At 63.1% G+C, this 25,766-nt stretch carries 26 protein-coding genes; 13 read left to right on the forward strand and 13 right to left on the reverse strand.

Annotated features, from left to right (window positions below):
- Positions 1–15: 15 nt before the first annotated feature.
- The 5 genes from ocd to M8523_RS03730 form a co-directional block, all read right to left on the reverse strand.
- A complete protein-coding gene (ocd, locus tag M8523_RS03710; RefSeq protein ID WP_282583492.1) occupies positions 16–1,077 on the reverse strand; it encodes an ornithine cyclodeaminase in 1,062 nt (353 codons plus the stop codon).
- 3 nt (positions 1,078–1,080) lie between these two features.
- Entirely contained in the window at positions 1,081–2,010 is a 930-nt protein-coding gene (gene rocF / locus M8523_RS03715) for an arginase (protein WP_282583493.1), read from the reverse strand.
- Positions 2,011–2,140: 130 nt separating this feature from the next.
- The gene (locus M8523_RS03720) at positions 2,141–2,776 is read right to left on the reverse strand and encodes a DedA family protein (RefSeq protein ID WP_282583494.1); all 636 of its coding nucleotides are present in this window, start codon (positions 2,774–2,776) and stop codon (positions 2,141–2,143) included.
- A gap of 75 nt (positions 2,777–2,851) precedes the next feature.
- Positions 2,852–3,460 (reverse strand): TenA family protein, encoded by a 609-nt coding sequence (locus M8523_RS03725; RefSeq protein WP_282583495.1) that lies wholly within the window; start codon positions 3,458–3,460, stop codon positions 2,852–2,854.
- An 89-nt stretch (positions 3,461–3,549) separates the two neighbouring features.
- A complete protein-coding gene (locus M8523_RS03730) occupies positions 3,550–3,990 on the reverse strand; it encodes a VOC family protein (protein ID WP_282583496.1) in 441 nt (146 codons plus the stop codon).
- A 139-nt stretch (positions 3,991–4,129) separates the two neighbouring features.
- Here M8523_RS03730 and M8523_RS03735 point away from each other — a divergent pair, with 139 nt between their 5' ends.
- Positions 4,130–4,591 (forward strand): hypothetical protein, encoded by a 462-nt coding sequence (locus M8523_RS03735; RefSeq protein WP_282583497.1) that lies wholly within the window; start codon positions 4,130–4,132, stop codon positions 4,589–4,591.
- A gap of 37 nt (positions 4,592–4,628) precedes the next feature.
- On the opposite strand, the gene M8523_RS03740 is transcribed toward M8523_RS03735, so the two are convergent.
- A complete protein-coding gene (locus tag M8523_RS03740; RefSeq protein WP_282583498.1) occupies positions 4,629–5,399 on the reverse strand; it encodes a tRNA1(Val) (adenine(37)-N6)-methyltransferase in 771 nt (256 codons plus the stop codon).
- Entirely contained in the window at positions 5,396–5,617 is a 222-nt protein-coding gene (locus tag M8523_RS03745) for a putative signal transducing protein (RefSeq protein WP_282583499.1), read from the reverse strand. Before M8523_RS03745 ends, M8523_RS03740 begins: the two co-directional genes overlap by 4 nt.
- Before the next feature lie 111 nt (positions 5,618–5,728).
- On the opposite strand from M8523_RS03745, the gene M8523_RS03750 reads away from it, so the two are divergent.
- Positions 5,729–6,742 (forward strand): polyprenyl synthetase family protein, encoded by a 1,014-nt coding sequence (locus tag M8523_RS03750; protein ID WP_282583500.1) that lies wholly within the window; start codon positions 5,729–5,731, stop codon positions 6,740–6,742.
- 74 nt (positions 6,743–6,816) lie between these two features.
- Here M8523_RS03750 and M8523_RS03755 read toward each other — a convergent pair whose 3' ends face one another.
- A complete protein-coding gene (locus tag M8523_RS03755) occupies positions 6,817–7,524 on the reverse strand; it encodes an HAD family hydrolase (protein ID WP_282583501.1) in 708 nt (235 codons plus the stop codon).
- Between the two features lie 4 nt (positions 7,525–7,528).
- Positions 7,529–8,398: a 4-(cytidine 5'-diphospho)-2-C-methyl-D-erythritol kinase gene (locus M8523_RS03760; RefSeq protein ID WP_282583502.1), complete on the reverse strand. Its 870-nt coding sequence runs from the start codon at positions 8,396–8,398 to the stop codon at positions 7,529–7,531.
- Between the two features lie 473 nt (positions 8,399–8,871).
- Between M8523_RS03760 and M8523_RS03765 the strand changes: the two genes are divergently transcribed.
- The 3 genes from M8523_RS03765 to M8523_RS03775 all read left to right on the forward strand — a co-directional run bounded on the left by M8523_RS03765 (position 8,872) and on the right by M8523_RS03775 (position 12,999).
- Positions 8,872–9,747 (forward strand): MBL fold metallo-hydrolase, encoded by an 876-nt coding sequence (locus tag M8523_RS03765; RefSeq protein ID WP_282583503.1) that lies wholly within the window; start codon positions 8,872–8,874, stop codon positions 9,745–9,747.
- Between the two features lie 286 nt (positions 9,748–10,033).
- Entirely contained in the window at positions 10,034–11,827 is a 1,794-nt protein-coding gene (locus M8523_RS03770) for a chloride channel protein (protein WP_282583504.1), read from the forward strand.
- A gap of 86 nt (positions 11,828–11,913) precedes the next feature.
- The gene (locus tag M8523_RS03775) at positions 11,914–12,999 is read left to right on the forward strand and encodes an alkene reductase (RefSeq protein ID WP_282583505.1); all 1,086 of its coding nucleotides are present in this window, start codon (positions 11,914–11,916) and stop codon (positions 12,997–12,999) included.
- 31 nt (positions 13,000–13,030) lie between these two features.
- Here the strand turns inward: M8523_RS03775 and M8523_RS03780 are convergent, their stop codons facing one another.
- Positions 13,031–13,558, reverse strand: a complete 528-nt coding sequence (locus M8523_RS03780) for a DUF6101 family protein (RefSeq protein ID WP_282583506.1) — start codon at positions 13,556–13,558, stop codon at positions 13,031–13,033.
- Between the two features lie 303 nt (positions 13,559–13,861).
- Between M8523_RS03780 and M8523_RS03785 the strand changes: the two genes are divergently transcribed.
- The 6 genes from M8523_RS03785 (at position 13,862) to M8523_RS03810 (ending at position 19,542) form a co-directional block, all read left to right on the forward strand.
- Positions 13,862–14,683: a 3'(2'),5'-bisphosphate nucleotidase CysQ gene (locus tag M8523_RS03785; RefSeq protein WP_282583507.1), complete on the forward strand. Its 822-nt coding sequence runs from the start codon at positions 13,862–13,864 to the stop codon at positions 14,681–14,683.
- A 69-nt stretch (positions 14,684–14,752) separates the two neighbouring features.
- Positions 14,753–15,022, forward strand: coding sequence for a DUF4170 domain-containing protein (locus tag M8523_RS03790; RefSeq protein WP_282583508.1), 270 nt, complete (start codon positions 14,753–14,755; stop codon positions 15,020–15,022).
- Positions 15,023–15,047: 25 nt separating this feature from the next.
- Positions 15,048–15,764 carry a lysophospholipid acyltransferase family protein gene (locus M8523_RS03795; RefSeq protein ID WP_282583509.1) on the forward strand — a complete coding sequence of 239 codons (717 nt, stop codon included), beginning with the start codon at positions 15,048–15,050 and terminating at the stop codon, positions 15,762–15,764.
- Positions 15,761–17,065, forward strand: coding sequence for a 3-deoxy-D-manno-octulosonic acid transferase (locus M8523_RS03800; protein WP_282583510.1), 1,305 nt, complete (start codon positions 15,761–15,763; stop codon positions 17,063–17,065). The genes M8523_RS03795 and M8523_RS03800 overlap by 4 nt, the downstream gene beginning before the upstream one ends.
- Positions 17,062–18,093: a tetraacyldisaccharide 4'-kinase gene (gene lpxK, locus M8523_RS03805; RefSeq protein WP_282583511.1), complete on the forward strand. Its 1,032-nt coding sequence runs from the start codon at positions 17,062–17,064 to the stop codon at positions 18,091–18,093. The genes M8523_RS03800 and lpxK overlap by 4 nt, the downstream gene beginning before the upstream one ends.
- Positions 18,094–18,318: 225 nt before the next feature.
- Complete coding sequence (locus M8523_RS03810; protein WP_282583512.1) at positions 18,319–19,542, forward strand: oxalate decarboxylase family bicupin; 1,224 nt, start codon at positions 18,319–18,321, stop codon at positions 19,540–19,542.
- Between the two features lie 37 nt (positions 19,543–19,579).
- Here M8523_RS03810 and M8523_RS03815 read toward each other — a convergent pair whose 3' ends face one another.
- Positions 19,580–20,719, reverse strand: coding sequence for an OpgC family protein (locus tag M8523_RS03815; RefSeq protein ID WP_282583513.1), 1,140 nt, complete (start codon positions 20,717–20,719; stop codon positions 19,580–19,582).
- A gap of 292 nt (positions 20,720–21,011) precedes the next feature.
- Entirely contained in the window at positions 21,012–23,465 is a 2,454-nt protein-coding gene (gene gyrB / locus M8523_RS03820) for a DNA topoisomerase (ATP-hydrolyzing) subunit B (RefSeq protein WP_282583514.1), read from the reverse strand.
- Positions 23,466–23,821: 356 nt separating this feature from the next.
- Here gyrB and M8523_RS03825 point away from each other — a divergent pair, with 356 nt between their 5' ends.
- Positions 23,822–24,454: an OmpW/AlkL family protein gene (locus tag M8523_RS03825; RefSeq protein WP_282583515.1), complete on the forward strand. Its 633-nt coding sequence runs from the start codon at positions 23,822–23,824 to the stop codon at positions 24,452–24,454.
- 39 nt (positions 24,455–24,493) lie between these two features.
- Here the strand turns inward: M8523_RS03825 and M8523_RS03830 are convergent, their stop codons facing one another.
- Positions 24,494–25,315, reverse strand: coding sequence for a C13 family peptidase (locus M8523_RS03830; protein ID WP_282583516.1), 822 nt, complete (start codon positions 25,313–25,315; stop codon positions 24,494–24,496).
- A gap of 112 nt (positions 25,316–25,427) precedes the next feature.
- Here M8523_RS03830 and M8523_RS03835 point away from each other — a divergent pair, with 112 nt between their 5' ends.
- Complete coding sequence (locus M8523_RS03835) at positions 25,428–25,748, forward strand: AtpZ/AtpI family protein (protein WP_282583517.1); 321 nt, start codon at positions 25,428–25,430, stop codon at positions 25,746–25,748.
- The last annotated feature ends 18 nt before the right edge of the window (positions 25,749–25,766 follow it).

The following is a 25,766-nucleotide window of genomic DNA, read 5'->3' on the forward strand; positions in this document are numbered from 1 at the left end:
GGTCCAGACGCGGCTCTACCCCGTTGCCGACGCATTCGGTTTGCCGGCGCGCAGCAGCATGCCGAAGAGATCGCGCGGTTCGTCGGGATCGGCGAGCAGATCGAGGTCCTCGAAGAATGGCAGGGTGGCCAGCTTGGCCCGCACATAGCGAAGTGCCGAAAAATCCTCGATCGCGAAGCCGACGGAATCGAACAACGTCACCTGCCGGCCCTCCCTCCGCCCAGGTTTGCGCCCCGCGATCACCTCCCACAATTCGGTCACGGGATGGTCGGACGGCAATTGCTGGATCTCGCCTTCGATGCGGGTCTGGGGCGGGTATTCCACGAAAATGTCCGAGCGCAACAGGATATCGGGATGCAACTCCGTCTTGCCAGGGCAGTCGCCGCCGACCGCATTGATGTGGACGCCGGAGCCGACGAGATTGTCGGTGAGGATGGTGGCATTCTGCTTGTCGGCCGTCACGGTCGTGACGATCTCGGCTCCTTCGACGGCCTCGGCCACGCTGGTGCAGGTGCGGATCGTCAGGCCGAGTCCGGCGAGATTGCGCACGCATTTGGCACTGGCGGCCGGGTCGATGTCATAAAGCCGCAACTGGTCGATCCCGAGCAGGGCCTTAAACGCGAGCGCCTGAAATTCAGCTTGGGCGCCGTTGCCGATGATCGCCATCGTGCGCGCATCTTTCGGCGCGAGATACCGGGCCGCGAGGGCAGAGGTCGCCGCGGTGCGCAATGCGGTCAGGATCGTCATCTCGGTCAGCAGCATCGGATAGCCGTTGCCGACATCGGCCAGCACCCCGAAGGCCGTCACGGTCTGGCGGCCATCTTTCGTGTTCTTCGGATGCCCGGTGACGTATTTGAAGCCATAGGTCGTGCCGTCGCTGGTCGGCATCAGCTCGATGACGCCGTCCCGGCTGTGCGAGGCGATGCGAGGTGTCTTGTCGAACAAGTCCCAGCGGCGAAAATCCTCCTCGATCGCCTCCGCCAATTCACACAGAAAGCGCTCGACGCCCACATTCAGGACGAGCTTCATCATGTTGTCGACGCTGACGAAGGGGACGATGTTCAGGAGAGCCGCCATCACCTAAAAGCTCCGAGTCGGCCGGTCGAGCACACGGCGGCCCATGAGACTTGCGGCGAGATCCACCATCAGGATCGCGGTGCGACCCCGTTCATCCAGGAAGGGATTGAGCTCGACGAGATCGAGGCTGCGGACGAGCCCGCTGTCGTGCAACATCTCCATGGCGAGATGGGCCTCCCGGAAGGTCGCGCCGCCCGGGACAGTGGTACCGACACCCGGGGCTATGCCGGGATCGAGAAAGTCGACGTCCAGGCTGACGTGCAGCATGCCGTTCGCGGCCGTTACGCGACGCAGGAAACCCGCGATGAGCGACACGATGCCATTCTCGTCGATCGCCCGCATGTCGTGCACCTCGAACCCGCCCTCGCGGAGCCGCATGCCTTCCGCCGGGTCGACGCTCCGGAGCCCGATCATGCAGACGTTCTCGGGCCGCACGGGATGCGGCAATGGCGGGAAAAATCCCGCAAAGCCCGGCTGTCCGGTCGCATAGGCCATCGGGACGCCGTGGAGGTTGCCGCTCGTCGTGGAATCGAGCGTATGAAGATCGGGATGCGAATCGAGCCAGAGCACGAAGAGATCGCGGCCTTCCCGCGAGGCTCGACGGCTCATGCCGGTCATCGTACCCGCCGACAGGCTGTGGTCGCCGCCGAGGAAGATCGGCAAGCCTTCGCCGCTGACCTGATAGGCCGTGTCGGCGAGCATCTCGGTCCAGGCCGCAACGGCACCGAGATGTTTGAGGACGGGATTCGGATGCGTGATGACGGAGGACGCGCCCGGTAGTACGTTGCCCCGATCGACGACTTCGAAGCCGAGATCGGCCAATGCCGGGACGATCCCCGCGGCCCGGAAGGCACTCGGCCCCATGTCACAACCGAGCCGCCCCGTGCCCTCCTGCACCGGGACGCCGATCAGAATACAGCGCTTGTCGATCATACCCGCTCCCCCGTTCTGGACACGCTACGACGGAGGCACCGCTGATGGAACGCATAACCCGCGGCAATTCGGCCGTCGCACAGTCCTGGCCCACGACCCTAGCGGCCTGGCGGGAGACATGCTCCCAGCCTCAAGCCGTTGGAAACGCCGCGTCCGCTTCAGTCTGCAATTGCGCCTCCTGGCGCTTCAGCGTGAGCCATCCGAACGCAACGACGATGACGGCCGCGACCAGGATGGCGACGCCGGCCGGTGCCGCCACGCGATGGATCGTATCGCCGAGTTCATAGGCGCCGAAGCCATAGAGCGCGGCCCAGACCAATCCTCCGGCGGCATTGAAGATGAGAAACTGTGGCCACGGATAGAAAGTGGCCCCCGCCAGCACGGCCGCGAAGGCGCGCAGGAATGCCACGAAGCGGCCGAAAAAGACGAGCTTGCCGCCATGCTTCTGGAACAGATAGCGGCCGAGCCTCAGTCGTGCGGGGCCGAGCCCTATATGGGCGCCGTAGCGCACCAGAAGGGTGGTTCCGAAGCGTCGGCCGATCAGGTAGCCCAGGTTGTCGCCGATGATGGCACCTGCCGCCGCCACGGCAACGACGGCCACGATCGAAAGCTCATGCGTCGTGGTCGCCACCAGCGCCGCTGACACCAGCGTGGCTTCGCCCGGCAATGGAATGCCGGTGCTTTCGAGTGCGATGATCACGAAGACTGCCAGCAATCCCCAGCTGTGAACAAAGGCAGCAAGGGTGTCAGGGGCGAGAAAATGCATGACGCCACCAGAAAAGTGCGAGATGCCGCGACAAGTGCCTGCGCGGGGCCGCCCCACGCAGGTGACCTGGCAAGATCAGAGCGATACCGGCCATTGCTCCAGCCGATAGGCAGAATCCCAGAACATCCATTCGAATTGAACCGCTCGCGTAAAGACGCGATCCATCGATTCGCGAATGGCTGCCGAAGCTGGCGCGGCTAGAAGGTCCGTGGCCTCGATCATCCTGTCGACCGCAGTTGCGAACTCAGGGCTCGCATATGTGTCGATCCAGGCCCTGTAGGGATTATCAGGCGCGGCGCTGCCAAAAATATGCCGGCCCACCTCGCGATAGATCCAGAAACAAGGGAGCAAAGCCGCCAGAAGCACCGGCAAGGGCTCCCGAAATGCGGTGGCCAGCAGAAAGGCACAGTAATGGTGGCAGGTCGGCGACATTTCAGTCTGCGTCACCTGCTCGGCGTTCAGTCCGAATTGTCGAAAGTAGCGATCATGCAGGTCGCGCTCTACCGCGACTGCCGTGGCGGCGCTTTCCGACAGCTGCAGGATCAGGGAAGGTGTGTCGGCCTTGGCGGCCGCCACCGCGAGGGCTTGCGCGAACACGATCAGGTAATGCGCATCCTGGATCATGTAGTGCTGGAACACGCCCTGCCGCAGGGTACCGGCCATCAGCTCCCTGTTGAAGGGCATGTCCCGAATTGTCGGGTAGAGCGCAGAGTTGCGCTCCCAGGCCTGCGTCGAAAACACAGGCCCGGAAGTCCGCTCCGGTACTTCGCCTGTCACCACACACCCGTGTTTGGCATCGAGGCCCAGGGTTCTTGCGATGGCAGCGAGCCATTTTTCTGGATCAGTTCGATCGAGATGTTGTCGGGGGTTCGAATGAACGCCATGTGCCCATCGCGCGGCGGACGATTGATCGTGACGCCCGCCTTCATCAGCCGGTCGCAGAGCGCGTAGATGTCGTCGACCGCGTAGGCCAGATGGCCGAAGTTGCGGCCGCCAGAATAGGTCTCCGGATCCCAGTTGAAGGTCAGTTCCACCGTCGGCGCGAATGTTTCGCGCGCCTTGCCTTCGTCGTCGGGCGCCGCGAGGAAGACGAGCGTATAGCGGCCCTTCTCGTTTTCGATGCGTCGGACCTCGGCAAACCCCATCTTGTTGCAGAAGAAGTCCAACGACTGATCGAGATCCGTGACGCGGATCATTGTATGCAGGTACTGCATTTTGCTCTCCTCACCTCGGGGGCCCTTGCCATATCCCGTGAGCCTGCGCAACGCGCATGACAGGGTGGCGCCCGTGCATTGGGAACCACCAGAGCGCGAAGACGTTTCATATCCAAATAACTTTGTGAGGTCTTGTGTCATGACAACGAAGAAGGCCGTGACCGCGTCAGCTGGCAAATGGATGCGGGCTGGAGTCGCTGCTCTGGCGCTTGCCGGGGTTTCGGCTGCGACGATCGAACCGGCGGCAGCTTTCGGCGGCCCGCGGTTTATTCCGCATGGCGGCTTCGGTGGTGGCGGTTTCCACGGGGGCGGATTTGGTGGCTTCCGAGGAGGCTATGGCGGCTTTCGCGGCGGCTATGGCGGGTACCGTGGTGGGTATGGAGGATGGCGTGGGCGTGGTTATGGCTATGGGCTTGGTGGATTAGGCGCAGGCCTGCTCCTGGGCGGCGCCCTTGGCTATGGATACGGCGCCTATGGTTCTCCCTATGGCGGTTATGGTTACTACGGTGCGGGCTACGGGGGCTATGGATATGGTGGCGACGCCTGTTTGCGCCGGGTGTGGGGTCCCTATGGGCCACACTGGGTGAACGTGTGCTACTGAGAGTTTCGAGAAGGCCGGCCACAAGCCGGCCTTTTCTCTATGGAATGCACAATCCCAATTCGCCTCGATGCAGGCTTTCGACTTTCGGGGTGAAAAACCCGTTTTCGCCGTGAAGCGGCAGAGGCGATAGCAGCGACAGAGGTGCCTTAGAGCCGCGTCGCATCGACATCAGAATTCTGATCGCTGCCTGGCCTTCACGGGGATAGACGGGAAGGATGCGCATACCGCCGAATCTGGACGTTGCCGCCGAAAGCAAGCTTGGCAGAGCATCGGGACGATGAATCATCACAAGCCGGCCGTTCGGCTTGAGGAAGCTCGCGATACGCAACAGCCAGTCCGCATGCGTACCCCGGTCGAGGACATGAGCCTCTGCTCGCCGCGAGTCGTTAGATGGCCGCACGGTTCCGGGCTCGAAGAACGGCGGGTTCGAGATGACGACATCGGCAACGCCGGTCAGCGCCGCCGATCTGCACACCGCCAAGTCGAAGATGTCAGCTTCTACAACCGACGCGTTAGTGTCGAAGCCGTTTGCCGTGACATTGTAGCGCGCGAGCGCAGCGGTCGCAGGGTGGCGTTCGACGAGAATGGCTTTGACGCCTGGCGCTCGGGAGAGAACTGCAAGCCCGGCCGCACCGATGCCCGCACCGGCATCGATCAATGTTTCGTTCGGAGTCGCCTCAACAAAGGCCGCCAGCAAAACAGCGTCGGTGCCGGCCCTGTGACCGCCCCTGAATTGGCGCAGCCGTAAGCGCCCCCCCAGGAAATCAGCGTCCTCCCAATCGGGTGTCTCTATCGTGGGCTCGCTCACGTGGTGAGTTCGCTGCCAAATCCGGCCTCGCGGAGCAACCGGCGCGCGCGGTCGATGCGATCGCTTGGCACCAAGAGACGTCGGGGCAGGAAGCCCGAGGAGCCTTCGAGCGACGACATGTGTTGGTCAGCGATGAGGAACTCGATCCTCTCGCTGTTCAGGATAGCCTCGATGACGGAAAGAAGAACGAGGTCGTTCGTCCGCAACAATTCGATCATGGGGTTCGGTTGTGACACCATTGTGAGCACGCGGGACCACTGCCCCTCAGTTGCGACCGCCGGGCGCATTCTCTATGGTTGGCGCAGCGGGAAACCACAAGGAATTCGCATTTGGGTCTGGTCATCCCTTTCGAGGAAGCCACAGGAAGCGGCGATCTTGCAAAACTCGTTTCGCTGGTTCACGGCGACATGGGCAAGGTTAATGAAACGATCATGGCCCGAACCGACTCGCGCGTGGCGATGATCCCCGAGGTTGCCAATCACCTGATCGAATCGGGTGGCAAGCGGCTGCGACCCATGATGACGCTCGCGACCGCGGGACTTTGCGGTTACCCGGGACAAGGGCACGTCAAGCTCGCCGCCTCGGTCGAGTTCATGCACACCGCAACGCTACTGCACGACGACGTTGTGGATGATAGCGACATGCGCCGCGGAAAGCTGGCGGCTCGCATGCTTTGGGGCAACGAGGCTAGCGTGTTGGTCGGCGACTTCCTGCTCGGCCAAGCCTTCCGGATGATGGTGGAGGTTGGATCCATCCCGTGCCTGGACGTGCTGTCCACCGCCGCGACCGTGATCGCGGAAGGTGAAGTGATGCAACTCGCCGCCGCCAAGGACACGACGACGACGGAAGACGACTATATCGCGGTGATTCGCGCCAAGACCGCCGCGCTCTTCGCCGCTGCCTGCGAGGTCGGCCCGATCATCGCCGGGCGTCCGAAAGCTGAGATTGCGGCATGCCGGGCTTATGGCACCAATCTCGGGATCGCGTTTCAGCTCATCGACGATGCGCTCGATTATGGCGGATCGAGCCAGAAGCTTGGCAAGAACACCGGCGACGATTTCCGGGAGGGCAAGATTACTCTCCCGGTCGTGCTGTCGTTCCGGCGCGGCCCTGAAAGCGAGAGGGCATTCTGGCGGAAGTGCCTTGAAGATGGGCGGATCGATGATGGAGATCTGGAGCGCGCGATCGGCCATGTGCGCAAGCACCGCGCCATCGAGGACACGATCGAGCGCGCTCGCCATTATGGCGCGATGGCACGGGACGCGCTCGGGTTGTTTCCATCCTCCGAGTGGAAGGATGCTCTTCTCGACGTGGTCGAGTTCTGCATCGAGCGAGCTCACTGAGGCTTGTTGTCGTGGATCCTCGCTTCGAGCGATCCCCTCTGCGTAGAGCCCGGCAAAACTGAGCCGAGTGCCCGTCAGGCGCCGACGGAATTTATAGTTTCGATCCAGGTTGGTAAATCAGCCAATGAGTCCAATTCCCTGAACCGTGGGTGGCCATGCGGGACGTCGGCGGACTCGTGCGCCCAGACCAGGGGATAGGGGATCAACGCCGCGTAGCCGCCTATATCAAGCGGCGGCAGGATGTCCGACCTCACTGAGTTCCCCGCCATCAGGGCTTCGTTCTCGGAGACGTCATAACGCCGGAAGATTCGACGATAAGTCTCCGGCGATTTCTCGCTGACGATCTCAACCCCGGCGAAAAAGGCGCCAAGCCCCGAGGCCGCGAGCTTGGCTTCCTGATGAAAAAGGTCGCCTTTGGTGATCAATACGACCCGGCCCAACCGCGCGAGCGCCTCGATGGCCTCCTCGACGCCCGGAAGCGGCTCGACCGGATGCCGCATCATGTCGCGCCCCATCGCGAGGATTTCAGCGACAGCCTCGCCTCTCAGCTTATGGTCGCTCAGGCCCAATGCCGTCTCCAGCATCGACAAGGTGAAGCCTTTGGCGCCATAGCCGTAAAGGTCGAGGTTCCGCCTTTCCACGGCCTCAAGTTCGGGCTCGACCCGAGCCGCGTCACAGTAACCTGCGAGAAGTTCGACGAACCGGCTCTGAGTCGCACGAAAGATCGTCTCGTTGTGCCAGAGCGTATCGTCGGCATCGAGGCCGATCAGGGAAATCGTCATGCGCTTACCGGAGTAGAGTGCTCTTGATCCACCATCCAGGGTGATCGCGGCGAATGACCTGCATGGCCCGCGCGGCCGCGCGGCAGGAGTCGAACAGACCGAAGCAGGTGGCGCCCGAGCCCGACATGCGCGCGAGCCGGCAACCTCGTGCCGCGCCAAGCACGGCGAGCACATCGCCGATCACCGGCGCGAGCACACCGGCCGCATCCTCCATATCGTTCCTGGCACGTCGCAATCGCGCGAGAAGAGCCTCGGTGGAGAGATCGGGCGCGAGTTCGGGGTGAACCGCTCCATGATGCGCCTGACCAGGCTGCAAGCCGATCCGGCCGAACACGTGGCGGGTTTCGAGCTTGACACCGGGGTTGACCAGCAGGGCCACGAGCGGTGCCAGTATCAGGTCGTCCCCGAGACGCTCACCAATGCCGCGCATCATGCGTGCCCTCGGCCGGAGGCACACCGGCACGTCCGCGCCGGTCGCTTGCGCGGCGGCGAACAGTCGCGCGTCATCGAGCGGAAGACCATTGGCTTCGGCAAGAAGTCGCAGCGCCGCCGCGGCATCCGACGAGCCGCCGCCGATCCCAGCGGCGACAGGCAGCAGCTTGGTGAGCCGAAAGGAGCCGAGAGTTAGCCGAGGCACGCGGTCTGCCAACTCGCGCGCGGCGCGGAGGACGAGATTGTCGTTGTCGCTGCCAGCCGCCGCCGCAGTCGGACCCGCTACTGTGAGCGAGAGTGCGGGGCCAGGGTCGAGCGACAAGACGTCGCCGGAGCCCGCGAAAGCCACGAGGCTTTCCAGCTCATGATAGCCGTCGTCGCGCCGCCCGAGGATGTGCAGCGACAGGTTGATTTTTGCAGGCGCTCGCGCGATCAGAGTCATGCGCGCTAAACACCCCAAGCGGCAACACGGGTCAAGCGACGACGCAGCCGCCTTGTAGCAGGCTTGTTGAGGTAGCGCTCGGATCATATCGCGAATCCAAGAGAAATGGACCGGTGCGATGGGATTCGCGCGTTGAAACGCCCGCTTTCTGATCTTCAACCGAGGATTATACGTCCGGGATAATTGTGCCGACGACACGTTTGCGAAGGAGGGGGCCTTGATGAGTTCCGATCGCGTAAAGAGCCGAAGCCGCACAGAAATCAATCAAGGCTTTGTGCGTTGCACAAGATTCCATCCATGATTTGGTGACCATTGCTCACGTATGGTGGGAACCTACACTTCGTCATTTACATTTCTCACAGGACAAGCTTGATACACTCAGGCCGTGCTTTGACGTTGCGGGCCGGGGTTAGATACGATGGATCACAGCTGGATCGCCGAGGTGTATCCTGCGTCGCAACGACTGTTTTGCCATGGTCTTTGAGGACAGGACATCTTCAACCGACGGATTGACGGTCCGGTTTTGGGGCACCCGGGGTTCTCTTCCGAGGCCCGGACCAGAGTTTTTGCGCTACGGCGGCAACACCACTTGCGTGGAATTCAGGTTGGGGACGCGTCTTTTTATCGTTGACGCCGGTTCCGGCATCGCGGATGCCGGCAAGGCCTTGATGGAACATGCGCCTCAAGGGTTCGACATTCTTTTCAGCCATCTGCATCACGATCACATTTCGGGCCTGCCCTTCTTCAGCCCGGCGCTGAAGCGCGACTGCTCGATCCGCCTGCATTGCGGAAATCTCAACGGCGAAAGCCCTGAGGCCGCTTTGGGCCAGATGTTTTGCCCGCCGCTCTTCCCAATTTCGCTTTCGGCACTGCCCTGCCGCTTCTCGTATCGGGGATTCAGATCCGGGGCGTCCTTGGATTTCGGAGACGGCATTGTGATTGGCACATGCAGCCTCGAACATCCTGGTGGGGCAACGGCCTATCGGTTCGAATATGGCGGCCGTAGCGTGTGTTTCATCTCCGACATCGAACACCGACCTGGCATTATGGACGAGAAACTCGTCGATTTTTGCTCACACGCGGATCTCGTCATCTACGATAGCATGTTCAACGAGGCGGAATTCAAGGAATGCCGCGGGTGGGGTCATTCCACTTGGGACGCAGGGGTGGCATTGTGCAAAGCCGCAGGCGCGCGGGCGCTAGCTGCAACCCACCATCACATGCGCCACACCGACGCGATTCTCGACACCGTCGATCAGCAGGTGCGGGCAGCGTTGCCGGGGTCCTTTGTCGCGCGTGAGGGGCAGATTGTCTGCCTGAAATCGCGTGTGCCTGAATGCGTGGCCTAGGGCCCGTTCACTTTTATCCGATGCCGCATCTTCAAGCGGCTGCCGATTCACAGGCATTCCAGGATGAATCATGTTGATTCACTTGGTCGGATGCAATCTGCGGTCTGGTCAATTGCGATACGAGTAGGAGTGGGGTGCGGTGTTGGTGGGAGCGCGTCTTTCGCTTTCGAAGGCGTGCCGAGGCCTTGCGTCGCGATTAGACAAGGATATCTGCAGCTAGCGTGACATCTTAGGCTGCGAAGCGGTCGTTCAAAGACGTGCCTACCGTTGCCAATCCGAGTTACGCGTGTCCCGTTTTCTCCGTGACAAATACCCAGCCACTCTCCCTGCGGCCGTCCGCAACTTCGTGCGAAGCCGCGCCACTGGCCTCGTTGCGGTGGCTGCCTTTGTGGGTGTGCTCTCCGGTTGTGCCGATGTGGCGATCGAGACCGTGGTTCAATTCCTTCACATCGTCTTGTTCGATCTTCCTCGGCACCAGCACTTAAGTGCAGCCAGCAAGTTGACGCCCTGGCGCGGGGTCCTTGTCCCTGTCATGGGTGGATGTGTGTTGGCGATTCTGACATTGGTCGCGCGGCCCCTCGCCGGCCGGCTCGCCGACGCCATCGAGGCCAATGCCCTCTACGGCGGACGGCTCTCGCTGCGCGGCAGTCTGTTCGTGACCGCGCAAACCATACTGTCGAGCGGCTTTGGCGGATCGGTGGGCCTCGAGGCCGGCTACACGCAAATTTGTGCGGCGCTCGCCTCTCGCATTGGGATCACGCTTGCGGCCCGGCGTGCCGACATGCGCCTGCTCGTGGCCTGCGGCGCGGCAGGTGCGATTGGCGGTGCATTCAACGCGCCCCTTGCAGGCGCGTTTTACGGCTTCGAGGTCGTACTCGGCACCTACACGGTCGGCGCGTTGGCTCCCGTGGCCACCAGTTCTCTCGTGGCCTGCCTGATCACGCATCAGTTCATGGACCCAGGTTACCTCATTCCACCGAACTCAATGGCCGCGATGGCGCCGGGCGATATCGTCCACATCGGTTTGATCAGTCTCATGGCGGCTCTCCTCGGCATCGTTCTGATGCGGGGAGTAGGCGCGAGCGAAGCACTGTTTTCGTCCTTCAAGGTCGATCTTCGGCTCCGTCCGGTCATCGGCGGCCTGATCATCGGATTGATGAGCCTCATCACGCCACAGGTCTTGGGCGCCGGCCACGGCGCGCTGAGCCTGGACCTCGCGGCGGTCGTCACCCCGGCCGGACTGGCGATCCTCTTCGCCCTCAAGAGTATCGCGTCCTCGGTTTCGCTCGGCTCCGGCTTCCGCGGCGGATTGTTCTATGCGTCACTTCTCCTCGGCGCCCTGGTTGGCCGCTTTTATGCCGAGGTGATCCCCACCTTCGCGTCGGGATTGCCGCTCGACCCGGGCCTTGCTGCACTGGCCGGCATGGCGGCCTTCGCGACCGGGGTCATCGGCGCACCGATCACGATGACGGCGCTCGCCTTGGAGACGACAGGGAACTTCCCCGTGACACTCGCGGCTCTGATTGCAGCCACGATCGCATCGTTGATCGTCCGCGACCTCTTCGGTTATTCGTTCGCGACCTGGCGCTTCCATCTGCGAGGCGAAGCCATTCGCGGTCCTCATGACGTCGGCTGGATGCGCGATCTGACAGTCCGCAAGCTGATGCGGACCGACATTCGCACCGCCGCATCGACGCTGACAATCGAACAGGCCAGGGCCGCATTTCCGCTCGGATCGTTGAAGACTTTCGCGCTGGTCGACGCCGCAGACAGCTATGTGGGTCTGGTGATCCTCGACGATCTTTATACGGTCGACGTCCACCCCGAAGATCCCGTCACCAAGGTCATGCGTCATAGCCATACGGTCTTGCTGCCGTCGATGACGGTGCGGGAAGCTCTCGATATTTTCGAATCCTCTGAGTCGGACGCGCTGGTGGTCGTCGACCGGGCCACCAGCCGCCACATCATCGGATCGCTGAGCGAGTCGCATGCTCTGCGCGCCTATGGCCGCGAACTCGAACGGCAGAGCCCCGACAATGTCACGAGTTTTCAGCCAAAGGGCGAAAGGCTCCGTGGCTGACGCGGCCGCGGTCAGGCATCATCGGCCCTTGCCGGTTCATCCCAACCAACTACTTGCCGACAGGAGAGACGTCGGAGACTTGGTCCATGGCCTATGACAGCTTGTTTCAACCTTATGTGCTGGGAGATCTGACGCTCAAGAACCGAATCGTCATGGCTCCACTGACGCGCAACCGTGCCACGCATGGCACCGCTGCCCCCAACGACTTGAATGCCGAGTATTATCGGCAGCGGGCCGGTGCCGGCCTTATCGTCGCGGAGGCAACGCAGATCTCACAGCAAGGCCAGGGTTATGCCTGGACACCCGGCATCTACACGAGCGAACAGGTCGATGGCTGGCGCAAAGTCACGAAGGCCATGCACGCCGCCGGCGGCCACATCTATCTTCAGCTCTGGCATGTGGGCCGCATTTCCCACACGTCGCTGCAACCCAACGGGGGTGCTCCCGTTGCACCCTCGGCCATTCAGGCGAAGGTGAAGACCTTTATCGAAACTGGTTTCGCCGACGTGTCTGCGCCCCGTGCCCTCGAGTCCGAGGAGATCCCCGGCATCGTCCGCAACTACCTGAATGCGGCCGAGAATGCGGAACGGGCGGGCTTCGACGGCGTCGAACTTCACGCGGCGAACGGTTATCTTCTCGACCAATTCCTGCGCAACGGCGCCAACAAGCGGCACGACGCCTATGGCGGATCGATCGACAATCGCACACGCCTGACAATTGAAGTCCTGCTCACGCTGTGCCGCGTGTTCCCGAAGGAGCGGGTTGGCATTCGCTTGTCGCCCGTGAGCAATCTCAACGATCTGGAGGATAGCGATCCTCAGCCGCTGTTCGACCACCTCGTCCGGGAACTCGATGCGCTGAAGATCGGCTACATGCACGTGATCGAGGGCGAGACGCAGGGACCCCGCGACGCCACTGCCTTCGATTTCGCGAGGCTGCGGAAAGCATTCAAGGGCACCTACATAGCCAATAACGGCTATGACGGCGCGATGGCGGCGGATGCGATTTCAACAGGAAAGGCCGACCTCGTGGCCTTCGGACGCGCGTTCATCGCGAATCCGGACCTGCCCGAGCGGCTGCGGCAGAGCGCGCCCCTCGCGCGAGACAACAAGGAGACGTGGTATGGCGGTGGCGCAGAAGGATACACGAGCTATCCGGCCATGACGTCGTAGCGTCTGGACGCGTTATTGCAGCTGTCCGGGCTCAGTCGCGGGCGATGATCTCCCGTTCACCCGCATGCACCAGTGCCTCGCCGGTAAGTCCGGGTTTGCGCCGCGCCAGGAAATTCGGTCGCGTCTTCGAAGGTCGATACCGGCGCGGAAGTGCGACATCGGCGGCGGAACTGTCCGGTGTCCCTTCGGCCACCTCGTAACGACCGATCTCGCGCTCAACCAAGGCGGGCAGACCCAGCACTCGGGCCCAAAGGCGCCAATCCGCGATGATGTTGCGGTCGTCGAAGGCCTCGTCGAGCACCACCGTCAGGTCAGCATCCGGATGCACGAGACATACCTGGTACACCAGCGCCTCGTCCACACCGGGGCGCAGGCACAGGGCGACGCCCCGGTAAGCCGAGACTGCCAGAGCGACATGCATTTCGACGCCGCCGACACGCCGGTTGATGGTCACATGGGTGTTGCTGATCGCGATCTCGCGCCGGCCTCTGTCGGCGCGTGCGTCGGGCCGGGTCGCCGCGAAAAAAGGCTCGGTGGCGGCTCTCGGGCTGAAGGTCATCTGTTCCGCTCCTTGCTGACGAAGGCCTTGTAGGTCCCCGTCCTCTTGGCGCGAGACTGGCCCGCGTTCCCCCAGCGAGATGCTAAGAGGGGTGGTTAAGCAGCGGTGACCGGAGGCGTTTTGCCCGGCTGTCTTCCCGCATGGATGCCGTCGGGTGAGCCAATTGAATCAAATTGCGCATATTCAGGTGACGAAGTCCGGTTTGCACAGGGCTGCGCCGATTCGGGAGCTTGCAAGGCAGGAGACTGGAAGCTAGAGCCGAACTGGCTGATAGAGCCGGCCTACCTTCGCGAGGTGAAGCCATTGCCACACATCGATGTGCGCGATCTGACGGCCGTCACGGCCCTTCTTGTCGAGGCGGCCCGGGAAGCCGGCGACTCGATTGCCATGCGGTTTTTTCAAGAAGGGCACCAGACCACGGCTGAGGTCCATGCGAAGCTCGGGGGGTCGCCGGTCACGGAAGCCGACTATGCCGTCGATCGCTTCCTGCATGAGCGCCTGACCTCGGCCCTGCCCCAAGCCGCATGGCTTTCGGAGGAAACGGCCGATTCTCCCGCGCGCCTTGCCCAGCACGACGTGCTCGTCATCGATCCGATTGACGGAACGCGGGCGTTTGTCGCTGGGCTCACCACATGGGCGGTGTCGGTGGCACTCGTGTCTGGCGAGCGGCCGGTCTCCGGCGTCGTCTATGCGCCCGCGCTCGGCAAGCTCTACCAGGCGACGCTCGGGCATGGCGCCACATGCAATGACGAGGTTCTCGCCACGGGCGAGCGCGCCGAAATCGCCGGCGCGACGGTCGCGGGGCCGCAGACCTTCGTGGGCAGCTTCGCGGCGCGCGGGCGCATGACCTATGTGGAGAAGGTGCCGTCGCTCGCCTGCCGGTTCGTCCGCGTCGCCGAGGGTCTGTACGACGTCGGCATCTCCTCATCGAATGCGCATGATTGGGACATGGCGGCGGCCGATCTCATCCTCGAAGAGGCAGGCGGACTTCTGACCGACGGCAACGGCAGCAAGCTGGCCTATAACAAGGCGGTGCCGCGTCATCCCCCCTTGTTCGGATCGTCTCGTACCCTGCACCCCGCTTTGCTCGACCTTGTGAACAAAACCCCGCGACACAAGGGTTGAGCAAAGACCCGCACTGTGGAGGATCAGCGGCGGATTGTCCGCCCGCACAGCTTGGCGTATGGAGGATCGATGTCCAGCGATGCAGCCAAAACCAAACCCCAATTGCTCCACCTCGTCTTCGGCGGAGAACTGACCCGACTCGACGGCACGGAGTTTAAGGATCTCTCAGCGATTCATTTCGTCGGCGTCTTCCCCGATTTCGCCTCCGCCCAGTCGGCATGGCGCGCGGCCGCTCAGGCGAGCGTGGACAATGCGATGATACGCTATTTTATCGTCCATCTGCATCGCTACCTCGATCCCGACTCCGCCGTTCAGCACGATCTCGCCGGGACGCGCTGAACCCGCTGCCATGTTGAAGGGCCTGATGCAATCGGCGCCCGTGCTGGAAGGCGCGAGCCTCCTGGTCAGCGGCTACCTGCGCCTGGTGCGAGCCACCAACCGATTCGTGCAGGAGCCAGCGGGCTTCCTCGATAACATTGCGCCGGAGCTACCGGTCATCGTCGCCATGTGGCACGGCCAGCATTTCATGATCCACTATGCGTGGCCCCCGGGGGCCCGGATTGCGGCGCTGATTTCCCGCCACCGGGATGCTGAGCTCAACGCCGTTCTTTTAAAGCGCCTCGGCGTGAAGGCGATTCGTGGCTCTGGCGGCCGAGCCGAAAAGGCGCGACGGCGCGGCGGCGTCACGGCGTTGATCGAGATGGTCCGCACGCTCGCCGGAGGCCATACGGTGGTGATGACGGCCGATGTCCCAAAGGTATCGCGACGAGCCGGGCTCGGCATCGTCACACTGGCCAGGCTGTCGGGCCGGCCGATCTATCCGCTCGCGGTGGTGACGAGCCGGCGCTTCGATTTCCGCTCCTGGGACCGGGCGAGTCTCGGCAAGCCCTTTGGCCGCGGTGCCATGGTGCTCGGCGACCCGATCAGGGTCGCACGCACGGCCGACGATGCCGCGCTTGAGGAGGCCCGGCAAGCTGTCGAAAACGGCCTCGATCTGGTGCATGCCCGCGCCTATGGACTGGTCGGGTGCGAGGATCCGGGTGGCCGCGCCGCGCCGTCTCTTGCGGCGGCGAACCGGTGAGTGCCGCCCCGCGGCGCTCAATCGCCCGGGCGCTCTATCGTGGTGGCACGGCTCTTCTCGAAGCCGGGGCGCTCCCGTTCCTGCATTGGCGCCTCAAACACGGCAAGGAAGATGCGCTTCGCTTGCCAGAACGGCTTGGACGGACATCCATCCCCCGCCCTCCGGGCCCACTCATCTGGCTCCACGGTGCGAGTGTCGGCGAGGGGCTGGCCCTGCTGCCGCTCATCGAGCGTCTCGCCGGCCGGGGCCTACAGGTTCTACTCACGACCGGCACGGTCTCGTCGAGCCGCGTGCTCGGCAACCGGATGCCACCCGGCGCGGTCCACCAATTCGCGCCCCTCGATGGTCCCAGGGCGGCGCGTCGTTTCCTCGACCAATGGCGTCCCGATCTCGTGATCTTCGCCGAATCGGAACTCTGGCCGAATCTTCTGGGTGAAGCGACGCGGCGAAGAATCCCGACAGCGCTGATCAACGCACGCATGTCGGCACGGTCCTTCGCCCGCTGGCGTCGGCTGCCCGCCCTAGCCCGGGATCTGCTCGGAGACTTCGATATCGTCCTTGCGCAAACACAGGCCGATGCGAAGCGGTACACAGCTTTGAGCGGGCGGCCTGTGCCGAGCACGGGAACGATCAAGTTCGATGCCGCGCCCCCTCCCGCAAACCCGGCCGAGCTCGCGGCTCTGCAGCGGTCGGTGGCGGGGCGCCCGGTTTGGATCGCGGCTTCAACCCATGCCGGCGAGGATCAGGACTGCTGCGCGGTGCATCGCGAGTTGAGCCACCGGCTTCCCGGACTTCTCACCATCATCGTCCCCCGCAAGGTCGACCGGGGACCCGCGCTCGTTGCTCACGCGGGACAGCTTGGCCTTTCGGCTGGCTTGCGATCACGTGGCGATGCGATTGAACCCGAAACCGACATCCACATCGCGGACACGATGGGTGAGCTTGGATTGTTCTATCGCCTGCAGACAGCGGTTTTCGTAGGCAAATCGCTGGTCCCCGCGGGTGGCGGGCAAAACCCGATCGAACCGGCCAAACTCGGCAATGCGGTGCTACACGGTCCGCACACCGCCAATTTCGCCGAGGTCTATGCTGACCTCGACGCGGCGGGCGCGAGCGTGCGGGTGGCCGACATGGCCGACCTTGGCGCCGCTCTGACGAACTTGCTCGGCGACAGGATGAAGCTGACGCAAGCTGCCCGGAAGGCAGCTCTTGTGATCGAAGCCCGGATGGGCGCGACCGAAAGAACCTTCGAACAGCTGCAACCCTACCTGCCGCACGATGGGTCTCGGGCCGGATCGTGAGACAGGCACCCGCCTTCTGGTGGCGCGGAGAGCCGGGTGTGGCGGCCCGCATGCTGCAGCCGGTCGGCGCCCTCTATGGCACTGTGACGGCCCTCCGCATGGCGCAACCTGGGGTGACTTTACCGATCCCCGTCATCTGCGTCGGCAATCTGGTGGCCGGCGGCGCGGGAAAGACCCCGACGGCGCTGGCTTTCGCGCGCATTCTAGCGTCCGCCGGACACCGACCGGCCTTCCTGTCTCGCGGCTATGGGCGCCGCGTCCCGAAGGACGAGCGGCGTGCGATCCTGCGTGTCGACCCCGCGCGCCATGAGGCTGACCTGAGCGGTGACGAACCCTTGCTGCTGGCCCGTGCCGCGCCGACCTATGTCTCAGCCGATCGGGTCGCAGCCGGACACCAAGCCTTCGCGGACGGTGCGACCGTTCTCCTGCTCGACGATGGGTTGCAGAACCCCACGCTTCGAAAAACCATCGCGGTGGCGGTGATCGACGCCGCGTCGGGCATCGGCAACGGCCTCTGCGTCCCGGCCGGTCCCTTGCGGGCGCCGCTCGGCGCGCAATGGCCGTTCGTCACGGCCGTTTGCCTGATCGGCGAGGGTAAGCCGGGTGACGACGTGGCCGGTGCAGCGCGCCGGCACCGCCTACCGATCTTTCGAGGTCAGCTCATTCCTGACGAAGACGCGTTGAACGAACTTCGCGGGAAGCCTTTGTATGCGTTTGCAGGCATTGGACGTCCAGACAAGTTCTTCGCCACCCTTTCGGCGAGCGGGCTCGAGGTCCGGGGTCATCGAGCCTTCGCGGATCATCATCGTTTTTCGTCCAGTGACCTCACGGGTCTCCAGCGACTGGCCGCCTCCGCCGGCGCTCATTTGGTGACCACCACCAAGGATCAAGCCCGCCTGACGCCATCGTTTCCGGCCCTCTGCTTGCCGGTCTCGCTCGTGTTCGACGATGCGGCGAGTGTGAAGCGCCTGCTCCTGGACGGCCTGCCTCCAGGCGACGGCCTCGCCTCGCGAAGCCGGTCCGCCTGATCGCAACCCGTGGCCTTTGGGATGAACCACCAGCCTCTCTCCACGTTTCACCAGGGAACGGTCAGATCCGATCGGACCTCGGCACATCGATCTTCCGATCAGCGGATCGACGGCCACGCGACAACGTCGAAACAGCGACCTGTTTTCTTCTCTCGCGTCTGAATCGGACCCCAAATCGGGGCTGCTCGTTGGAGGTCAGCCTGCGCCGTTCGGAAAGGACACGACATGGATTCGATTTCACGGCGCAGGATGGTGCAGGCGGCGCTGGCCGGTGCAGCGGCTTCTACCCTACCCGCAGTCGCGCACGCCGGAGACCCGCAGCCGATCAGTCCCAGCGGGATGGGAGGCAGCATCCTGGGGCCGCAGAACGGCCCCGTCACGCGGGAAAACCCCTTCACGACCGTACCGCCGAAAACCGACCACGGCACGCTGCCCAACCTGAAATGGTCCTTTGCCGATTCGCACATGCGGTTGGAGAACGGCGGCTGGGCGCGGCAAACCACGGTGCGGGAATTGCCGGTATCCGACACCATGGCCGGGGTCAACATGCGCCTGAACAAGGGCGGCGTGCGGGAGATGCATTGGCACAAAGCTTCGGAATGGTCCTACATGCTGGCCGGGCGCGCCCGCATCACGGCGATCGATGAAGAAGGCCGGACTTTCGTCGATGACGTCGGACCCGGGGACCTGTGGTTCTTCCCGTCCGGTATTCCGCATTCGATCCAGGGCCTTGATCCCGACGGGTGCGAATTCCTGCTCGTCTTCGACGACGGCAGCTTCTCGGAGGACAATACGTTCCTGCTGACCGACTGGTTGAGTCACACGCCGCGCGACATCGTGGCTAAGAATTTCGGACTCCCGGAATCCACCTTCGCCAAACTGCCCGAGAAAGAACTCTACATCTTCGAGGCCCCATTGCCGACCTCCGCGGGACCCGATGCCGACATGCAGCCGGGTCCGGCGGGCCGTGTGCCACGCACCTTCAGTCATCGCATGACCGCTCAAGAACCGATAAAGACGAATTGGGGCTCGGTGCGAATCACGGATAGCCGCAACTTCCCGGCCTCCACGACAACGGCGGCGGCGTTGGTCGATGTCAACCCGGGCGGCTTGCGGGAGCTTCATTGGCATCCCAACGCGGCGGAGTGGCAGTTCTTCATCGAGGGCCAAGCGCGAATGACCGTGTTCGCATCCGGAGGCGACGCGCGGACGTTCGACTATCAGGCGGGAGATGTCGGCTACGTCCCGTTCGCGATGGGTCACTATATCGAGAACACAGGCTCGACGCCTTTGCGGTTTCTGGAGATGTTTAAATCCGACCGTTACGCTGATCTTTCGCTGACACAGTGGCTGGCTCTGACGCCGCCCGAACTGGTGGTCGCCCATCTGAACATCGACAAGGCCGTGCTGCAGAGTTTCTCCCAAGTGAAAAGGCCCGTCGTGGGCTGACTTTCGGGGAGGCAGCACCCCGGCTCGCACGCGCGCTTCAGGACACCGGTGTGGTCCCGGGTCGCGCCGGCGTCAGATGGCGTCTGTCGTTCGGATCCTTCTGCCGCTGTTTGTCACGGTCGAGCAACAGGCCGCAGGCGAGCATCGCGGTGAGCCCGACGACATTGACGAGGATTTCGGTCGTCACAGTGACGCCGACAGTCTTGAAAATGAGGCGGCCGAACAGCGCGAGCATGCAGCCGACGGCAAAGACATAAAGCGACTGGCGGCCGCACGCCAAAATGGGTGTCAGAAGCCAGGCCCGCGACAGAGTGGAGAGCCCTGGGGACGTGAGGGCCAGATAGGTGAGGGCCAGCACATGCAGCAGGCGCCAAGGGGTGACGAAGCTCTTGGGTTCGTTGCCGAGGAGCGCAAAGGGGAACCGCGTGCTCGGAAAATCCGCGCCGAACGGCTGCGGCCAGAGTTTCCAGGGATCAAGCGCCCAAAACGCGAAAGCCAAGTAGGCCCAACACAGGAGCCTCAAGGCTTTCGGCGGAGCCACGATGAGGGCGGCGTCACGGCGTGCGCAGACCGCGAACGCGGCGCCACAGACAAAGACCAATTGCCACGTGAACGGATTGAAGTACCAAATCGTCACCGCAGTCGGATCGACGAACGAAGGCAAATCCCAATGAAAGAGATTTGCCGCGGCGTGGAGGGCAACCGAAATCGCCATCGTGCCTGCGACACTTTTCGCAAGGCCGTAGCGGATCACCGGGAAGATGGCGAGCAGGACAATGTAGAGCGGCAGGATGTCGAGATAGGCCGGCAAGGCTTCCAGGGTCACGCCGCGAATGGCACCCCTCAACCAATCTCTGAGCAGCGGTCCCACGATCACCGATTGGGTGCCGTTGAACCGTTCCCATTGCGCAACGGTCGCGAGCGTCAACAACAGTAGAACGACCTGGACGCCGTAAATCTTCACGCATCGGGCGTAGACCTTGGCGAGCCCTACGCGCAACCCGTCGCGCTCGAAGACGCGGCTGTAGGCGGACATGGCCGAGTAGCCCGCAAGAAACACGAAGAGCTCCGCGGCATCGCTGAAACCGAAATTGTGCAGCGTGTAGTCAGCCAGCCTGTTGTTCGGGATGTGATCGACGAAGATGGAAAGCAGGGCGATTCCACGCAGCAAATCCACACGTGGATCACGTCTCGCCACTGCAGGCGCAGAGGTCACCGCCAACACCCTCCTGCTCGGTCCCATATGGTCCCGCTAGACCTTCCACGCTGCAACGCGGCGCCTGAGCAATCGATGCATGTGCCATCGACACTTGGATAGTCAAACGGCTCTTCGCAGAGGCGCTGCGATTTGCACTCCTGGATCCCAACCGCCTCGCGTCGAAAACGTTGGCCCTGGCTATTCCTCGCGCCCGTGTCAAACGAGCGCGAGGGTGCTGTCCATCGCTCTCTCGTTACGATCCCGGCTCCGCTTAAACGTCCAGGTTCGCAACGCTGAGTGCATTCTCCTGAATGAACTCGCGGCGCGGCTCGACGACGTCTCCCATCAGCTTGACGAACATATTGTCGGCCTCGTCGACCTCCTTGACCCGAACTTGGAGAAGCGAGCGGACGTTGCGGTCGAGGGTGGTTTCCCAGAGCTGTTCGGGGTTCATCTCGCCAAGACCCTTGTAGCGCTGCATCTGGCTGATGCCCTTGCCGCCGGCCGTCATGATGGCGCCGAACAGGGCGGTCGGCCCCGAGATCTGCACGGTATCGGATTTCCGCACGAACAGAGCCGGCTTGGCATAGGTCTCGTTCAGCGCGACGCCATGCTCCGCAAGCCGTCGCGCCTCCGCCGAAGCCAAGAGGCCGGCATCGAGGATCTGGGCTTCCGGCACGCCACGCACCATGCGGGTGAACACGAAGCCACCGTTCTCGACCCGGCCCTCCCAGGTGCGCTCCGTCTCGTCCGCAAGCGCATTGAGGCGCCCGGCGACCGTGGTCGCGATGGAGTCGTTTTCGGCGTCGTCGCGCATGTGCATCGGGTTGAGGGCGCCCGCGATGGCGGCCTGCTCGACCACGGTGCGGTTGTAGCGGGAATGGAGCTGCGCCAGGACCGCCTGCACCAATCGCGCTTCCTCGATGGCCGCCCGCAGATCACCAGCGGCCCGCTCTTCACCTGTCGCGAGACGCAGAACCGCACCATCGACGCCATTGTCGATGAGATAGTCTTCCCGCGCCCGCTCGTCCTTCAGATATTGCTCTGATGAGCCGCGCTTCACTTTGTAGAGCGGTGGCTGCGCGATGTAGATGTGGCCGCGATCAATCAGTTGCGGCATCTGGCGGAAGAAGAAGGTGAGCAGCAGCGTGCGGATATGCGAGCCGTCGACATCGGCATCCGTCATGATGATGATCTTGTGATACCGCAGCTTGTCCGGGTTGAAATCGTCGCGCCCGATACCGGTGCCGAGCGCCGTGATCAGCGTGCCGATTTCCTGGCTCCCGAGCATGCGGTCGAAACGCGCACGCTCGACATTCAGGATCTTGCCGCGGAGCGGCAGGACAGCCTGATATTCGCGATTGCGCCCTTGCTTCGCGGACCCGCCGGCGGAATCGCCCTCAACGAGGAAAAGCTCCGCGAGGGCGGGGTCGCGTTCCTGGCAATCGGCGAGCTTGCCGGGAAGATTCGCGATATCGAGCGCGCCCTTGCGACGGGTGAGTTCACGTGCCTTGCGGGCGGCCTCACGGGCTGCGGCGGCTTCCACCACCTTGGCCACGACCGTCTTGGCGTCGCTCGGATGTTCCTCGAACCACTGACCGAGCGTGTCGTTGACGATGCTTTCGACGACGGGCCGCACCTCAGAGGAGACAAGCTTGTCCTTGGTCTGGGACGAGAATTTCGGATCCGGCACCTTGACGGAGAGCACGCAGGTCAATCCCTCACGGCAATCGTCGCCGGTTACGTCGACCTTCTCCTTCTTGCTCGCGCCGGAGCGGTCGGCATAGCCTGTGACCTGCCGGGTCAATGCGGCCCGGAAGCCAGCCATATGGGTGCCGCCGTCGCGCTGCGGGATGTTGTTGGTGAATGGCAGCACATTCTCGTGGTAGGAATCGTTCCACCACAATGCGACCTCCACGGTCATCCCGTCCTTTTCGCCCTTCATCAGGATGGGCTTGTCGAGCAGTGGCGACTTGGTGCGGTCGAGGTAGCGCACGAAGGCTTCGAGGCCACCCTCGTAATAAAGCTCTTCCTGCTTCGGCTCGGCGTGACGGCGATCCGTCAGGATGATGCGTACACCGGAATTCAGGAAGGCGAGTTCACGCAAACGATGCTCGATCGTGCCATAGTCGAACTCGACCATGGTGAAGGTCTCTGACGATGGCCAGAATGTCACTTGCGTTCCGCGCTTGGCCTTCCCGTCGACCTCGCCAGCCGGCCCGACGACGCGCAGGGGCGACACCGCATCGCCATGCGCGAAGGTGATCTCGTGTTCCAGGTCGTTCCGCCAGATGCGAAGTTCAAGCTTGGTGGAGAGCGCGTTGACGACGGACACGCCCACGCCGTGCAGCCCGCCCGAAACCTTATAGGAATTCTGGTCGAACTTCCCGCCCGCGTGGAGTTGGGTCATGATGACCTCGGCGGCTGAGACGCCCTCTTCCTTGTGAATGTCGGTCGGAATGCCGCGCCCGTTGTCCGTGACCGTCACAGAGCCATCCGCGTTCAGTGTCACCGTCACGCGGGTCGCATGTCCCGCCAGTGCCTCGTCGATCGCGTTGTCCACAACCTCGTAGACCATATGATGCAGGCCGGACCCGTCATCCGTGTCACCGATATACATGCCGGGGCGCTTGCGCACCGCGTCGAGCCCACGCAGCACTTTGATCGATTCGGCGCCATAGGCATTGGAGGCCGCAGCATCCGACGGCAAAGGCGATTCAGACATATTGTTCAGTGACTTTCTCTTGACGACCCGCAAATTTGGCGGCGCGCGACGCCGGTGGTTCTGCGTTTGGCCACGCCGCGTCTTTTCCTAACATAGATAGGAGCGCGCTGGCCATGATGCGAGCGGGAGGGTCCGGTGGACGCCCTGCAGCGCGACAAAGACGGCGCGCCTCGGAACCGTTAACGCAATTACCGTCATGTCCGATTTGGAGGACGCCGATCTCAACAGATTAAGGTGACACAAACAAGAAGCTGTCAGGCACTCCCTTCGGGAGGTAGGCCATGGGAAGGCTTTTGACATTTCGGAAATGGGCGGTTGCACTCCAGCTCGCGGCGGCCGCTCTCAGCAGTCCTGGGATGGCTGCGGACATCGCAAGCGCGCCCTACGCATTACCGCTCAACGAGGCTCCGCCGGCTTTTTATCGATTTTACGCCCACATCGGCGTGGTCGGAGTGTTCGCGGATGTCGACGCCAAGATCAAGGCGGCAGGCACGGTCATTCCTGGTTCGAAGATGTCGGTACCGGCCACGGTGGCACCCGCGCTCGAACTTGGCTACCGTGTCACTCCGAATTGGGCCGTTTCCCTCTCGGGCGGCATCCCACCCACCTCGATCTTGAACGCTGGCGGATCGATTGCCGCGGAAGGCAAACTCGGCTCGACCGTCGCCGCTGCGCCGACGTTGACGTTGCACTATCATTTTCTACAGTTGGGTGCCTTTCAACCCTACATCGGCGGCGGCGGGTCTTATCTTATCGTCTTCAACAGCCGCGACGGATCACTCTCGCACCTGCGGGTCGACGGAGCCTTTGGTGTCCTCGGCCAAGTCGGCACGGATATCATGCTCAGCGAGCGCGTCGGCCTTTTCGTCGACCTTAAGAAGGGTATTTTGCACACGAATGCGCGTGGAGCATTCGGTCCGGTGCCGATCAAGACGTCCGTGGCACTCGATCCGCTTGCGCTCACGGGCGGCGTGACGATTCGATTTTAATCCCGCTTCGGGCTGCCCTCTCTCAAGCCGCCAGCGCGGTCAAGGTCCGTCGATCAAAGGCAGCACGTTGCTACCTCCAGCGATCTGGGGATTTGACGGATCGAACCCCTGCGCCTCCTCCCGCGCACGAATCAACGCCTTGGCGGCCTCGAACCGCTCGGGAAGCGGCCCGGCTTTTCGCAGGGCATCGTTGAAGAATGCGTCCCCGAAATAGGTCCATGTCCGGCCTTCTTCGCAGCCGAACGAGGGATGGGTCGCATCCGCCGCGGTGATCACCAACGTGTCGTCATTCGCCAGCGGCGTAAAAATCCCGGCAAAACAAGCCGAAACGATCAGAACCTTATGTTTGAACGCGCTTTGGGCCAGCACCTCTCCCAGGGACCGAGGAGACAGAAGCCCTTCGACGCGACCGCCTTTTTCGGCAATCCCTTCCGGGGCGCCATGGGAGCTGAGGATCAGGAACAGGACGTCCCGGGCGGGATCCATGCCACGCTCGGCGGCGGCGAGCGCCTGCACCATGCCACGAGGCCCGGCCGCGAAAGACTTACCCGTATTCACCCGCACGATCACCGGACCACCATGACCGTAGCGCCTGCTGACGATCTGAGCCGCTCCCTTGGCCTCGGAGCGGAACACGCTGCCGTCGCTCCAAAGCGCCAGGGAAACGATAGCCCCGCGCGTCGCCGCCTCTGCCGACGCAGGAATAGGCTGGGTGAGACAAGCCACCAACACCATGAAGGCTGCGGCCAGTCCGGCCCGAAGGTCTCTGCTGATCCGCCAGACCTTCCTTGTGACGACCTGTGCGTCCGAAACTTGACCGCTCCCCGGTCGAAGCACGGGCGCCAAACTTGACAGCGACAAAGCGTGATTCCTAACGTGGCCAAAACGCGGTGAACACGACCGGAGCGCCACCTGCGTCGTATTCACGGCAGAGTGGCGGCTGGCGGTCTGCGACGCAAGTGGAAGCGCCAGGATGACAGACCCCAACGACATGCACGACAGGCTCGCAAAACTGTCGCAAGATCTTGAAGCGCGCACTGCGTCAGCCCCGAAGGCGGATCAGGGGCTTGCCGGCCCAAACGGCATCGGCAGCGCGATGAGCACAGGCTTCCGGGTCATGTCCGAATTCGTCGCCGCGGTCGCGGTCGGCGGATTGATCGGCTGGCAATGCGATCGCTGGTTCGGCACGTCTCCGTTTCTGCTGATCCTGTTTCTCGCGCTGGGCACGGCGGCCGGCTTCTGGACCGTCTATCGGATCGCCTCGAAGCCGACACGATGGGTGGGACCACGCTAGGGGGGACAGCCGCACATT

It is taken from the genome of Lichenifustis flavocetrariae (assembly GCF_026130545.1).
Classification (GTDB): domain Bacteria; phylum Pseudomonadota; class Alphaproteobacteria; order Rhizobiales; family Beijerinckiaceae; genus Lichenihabitans; species Lichenihabitans flavocetrariae.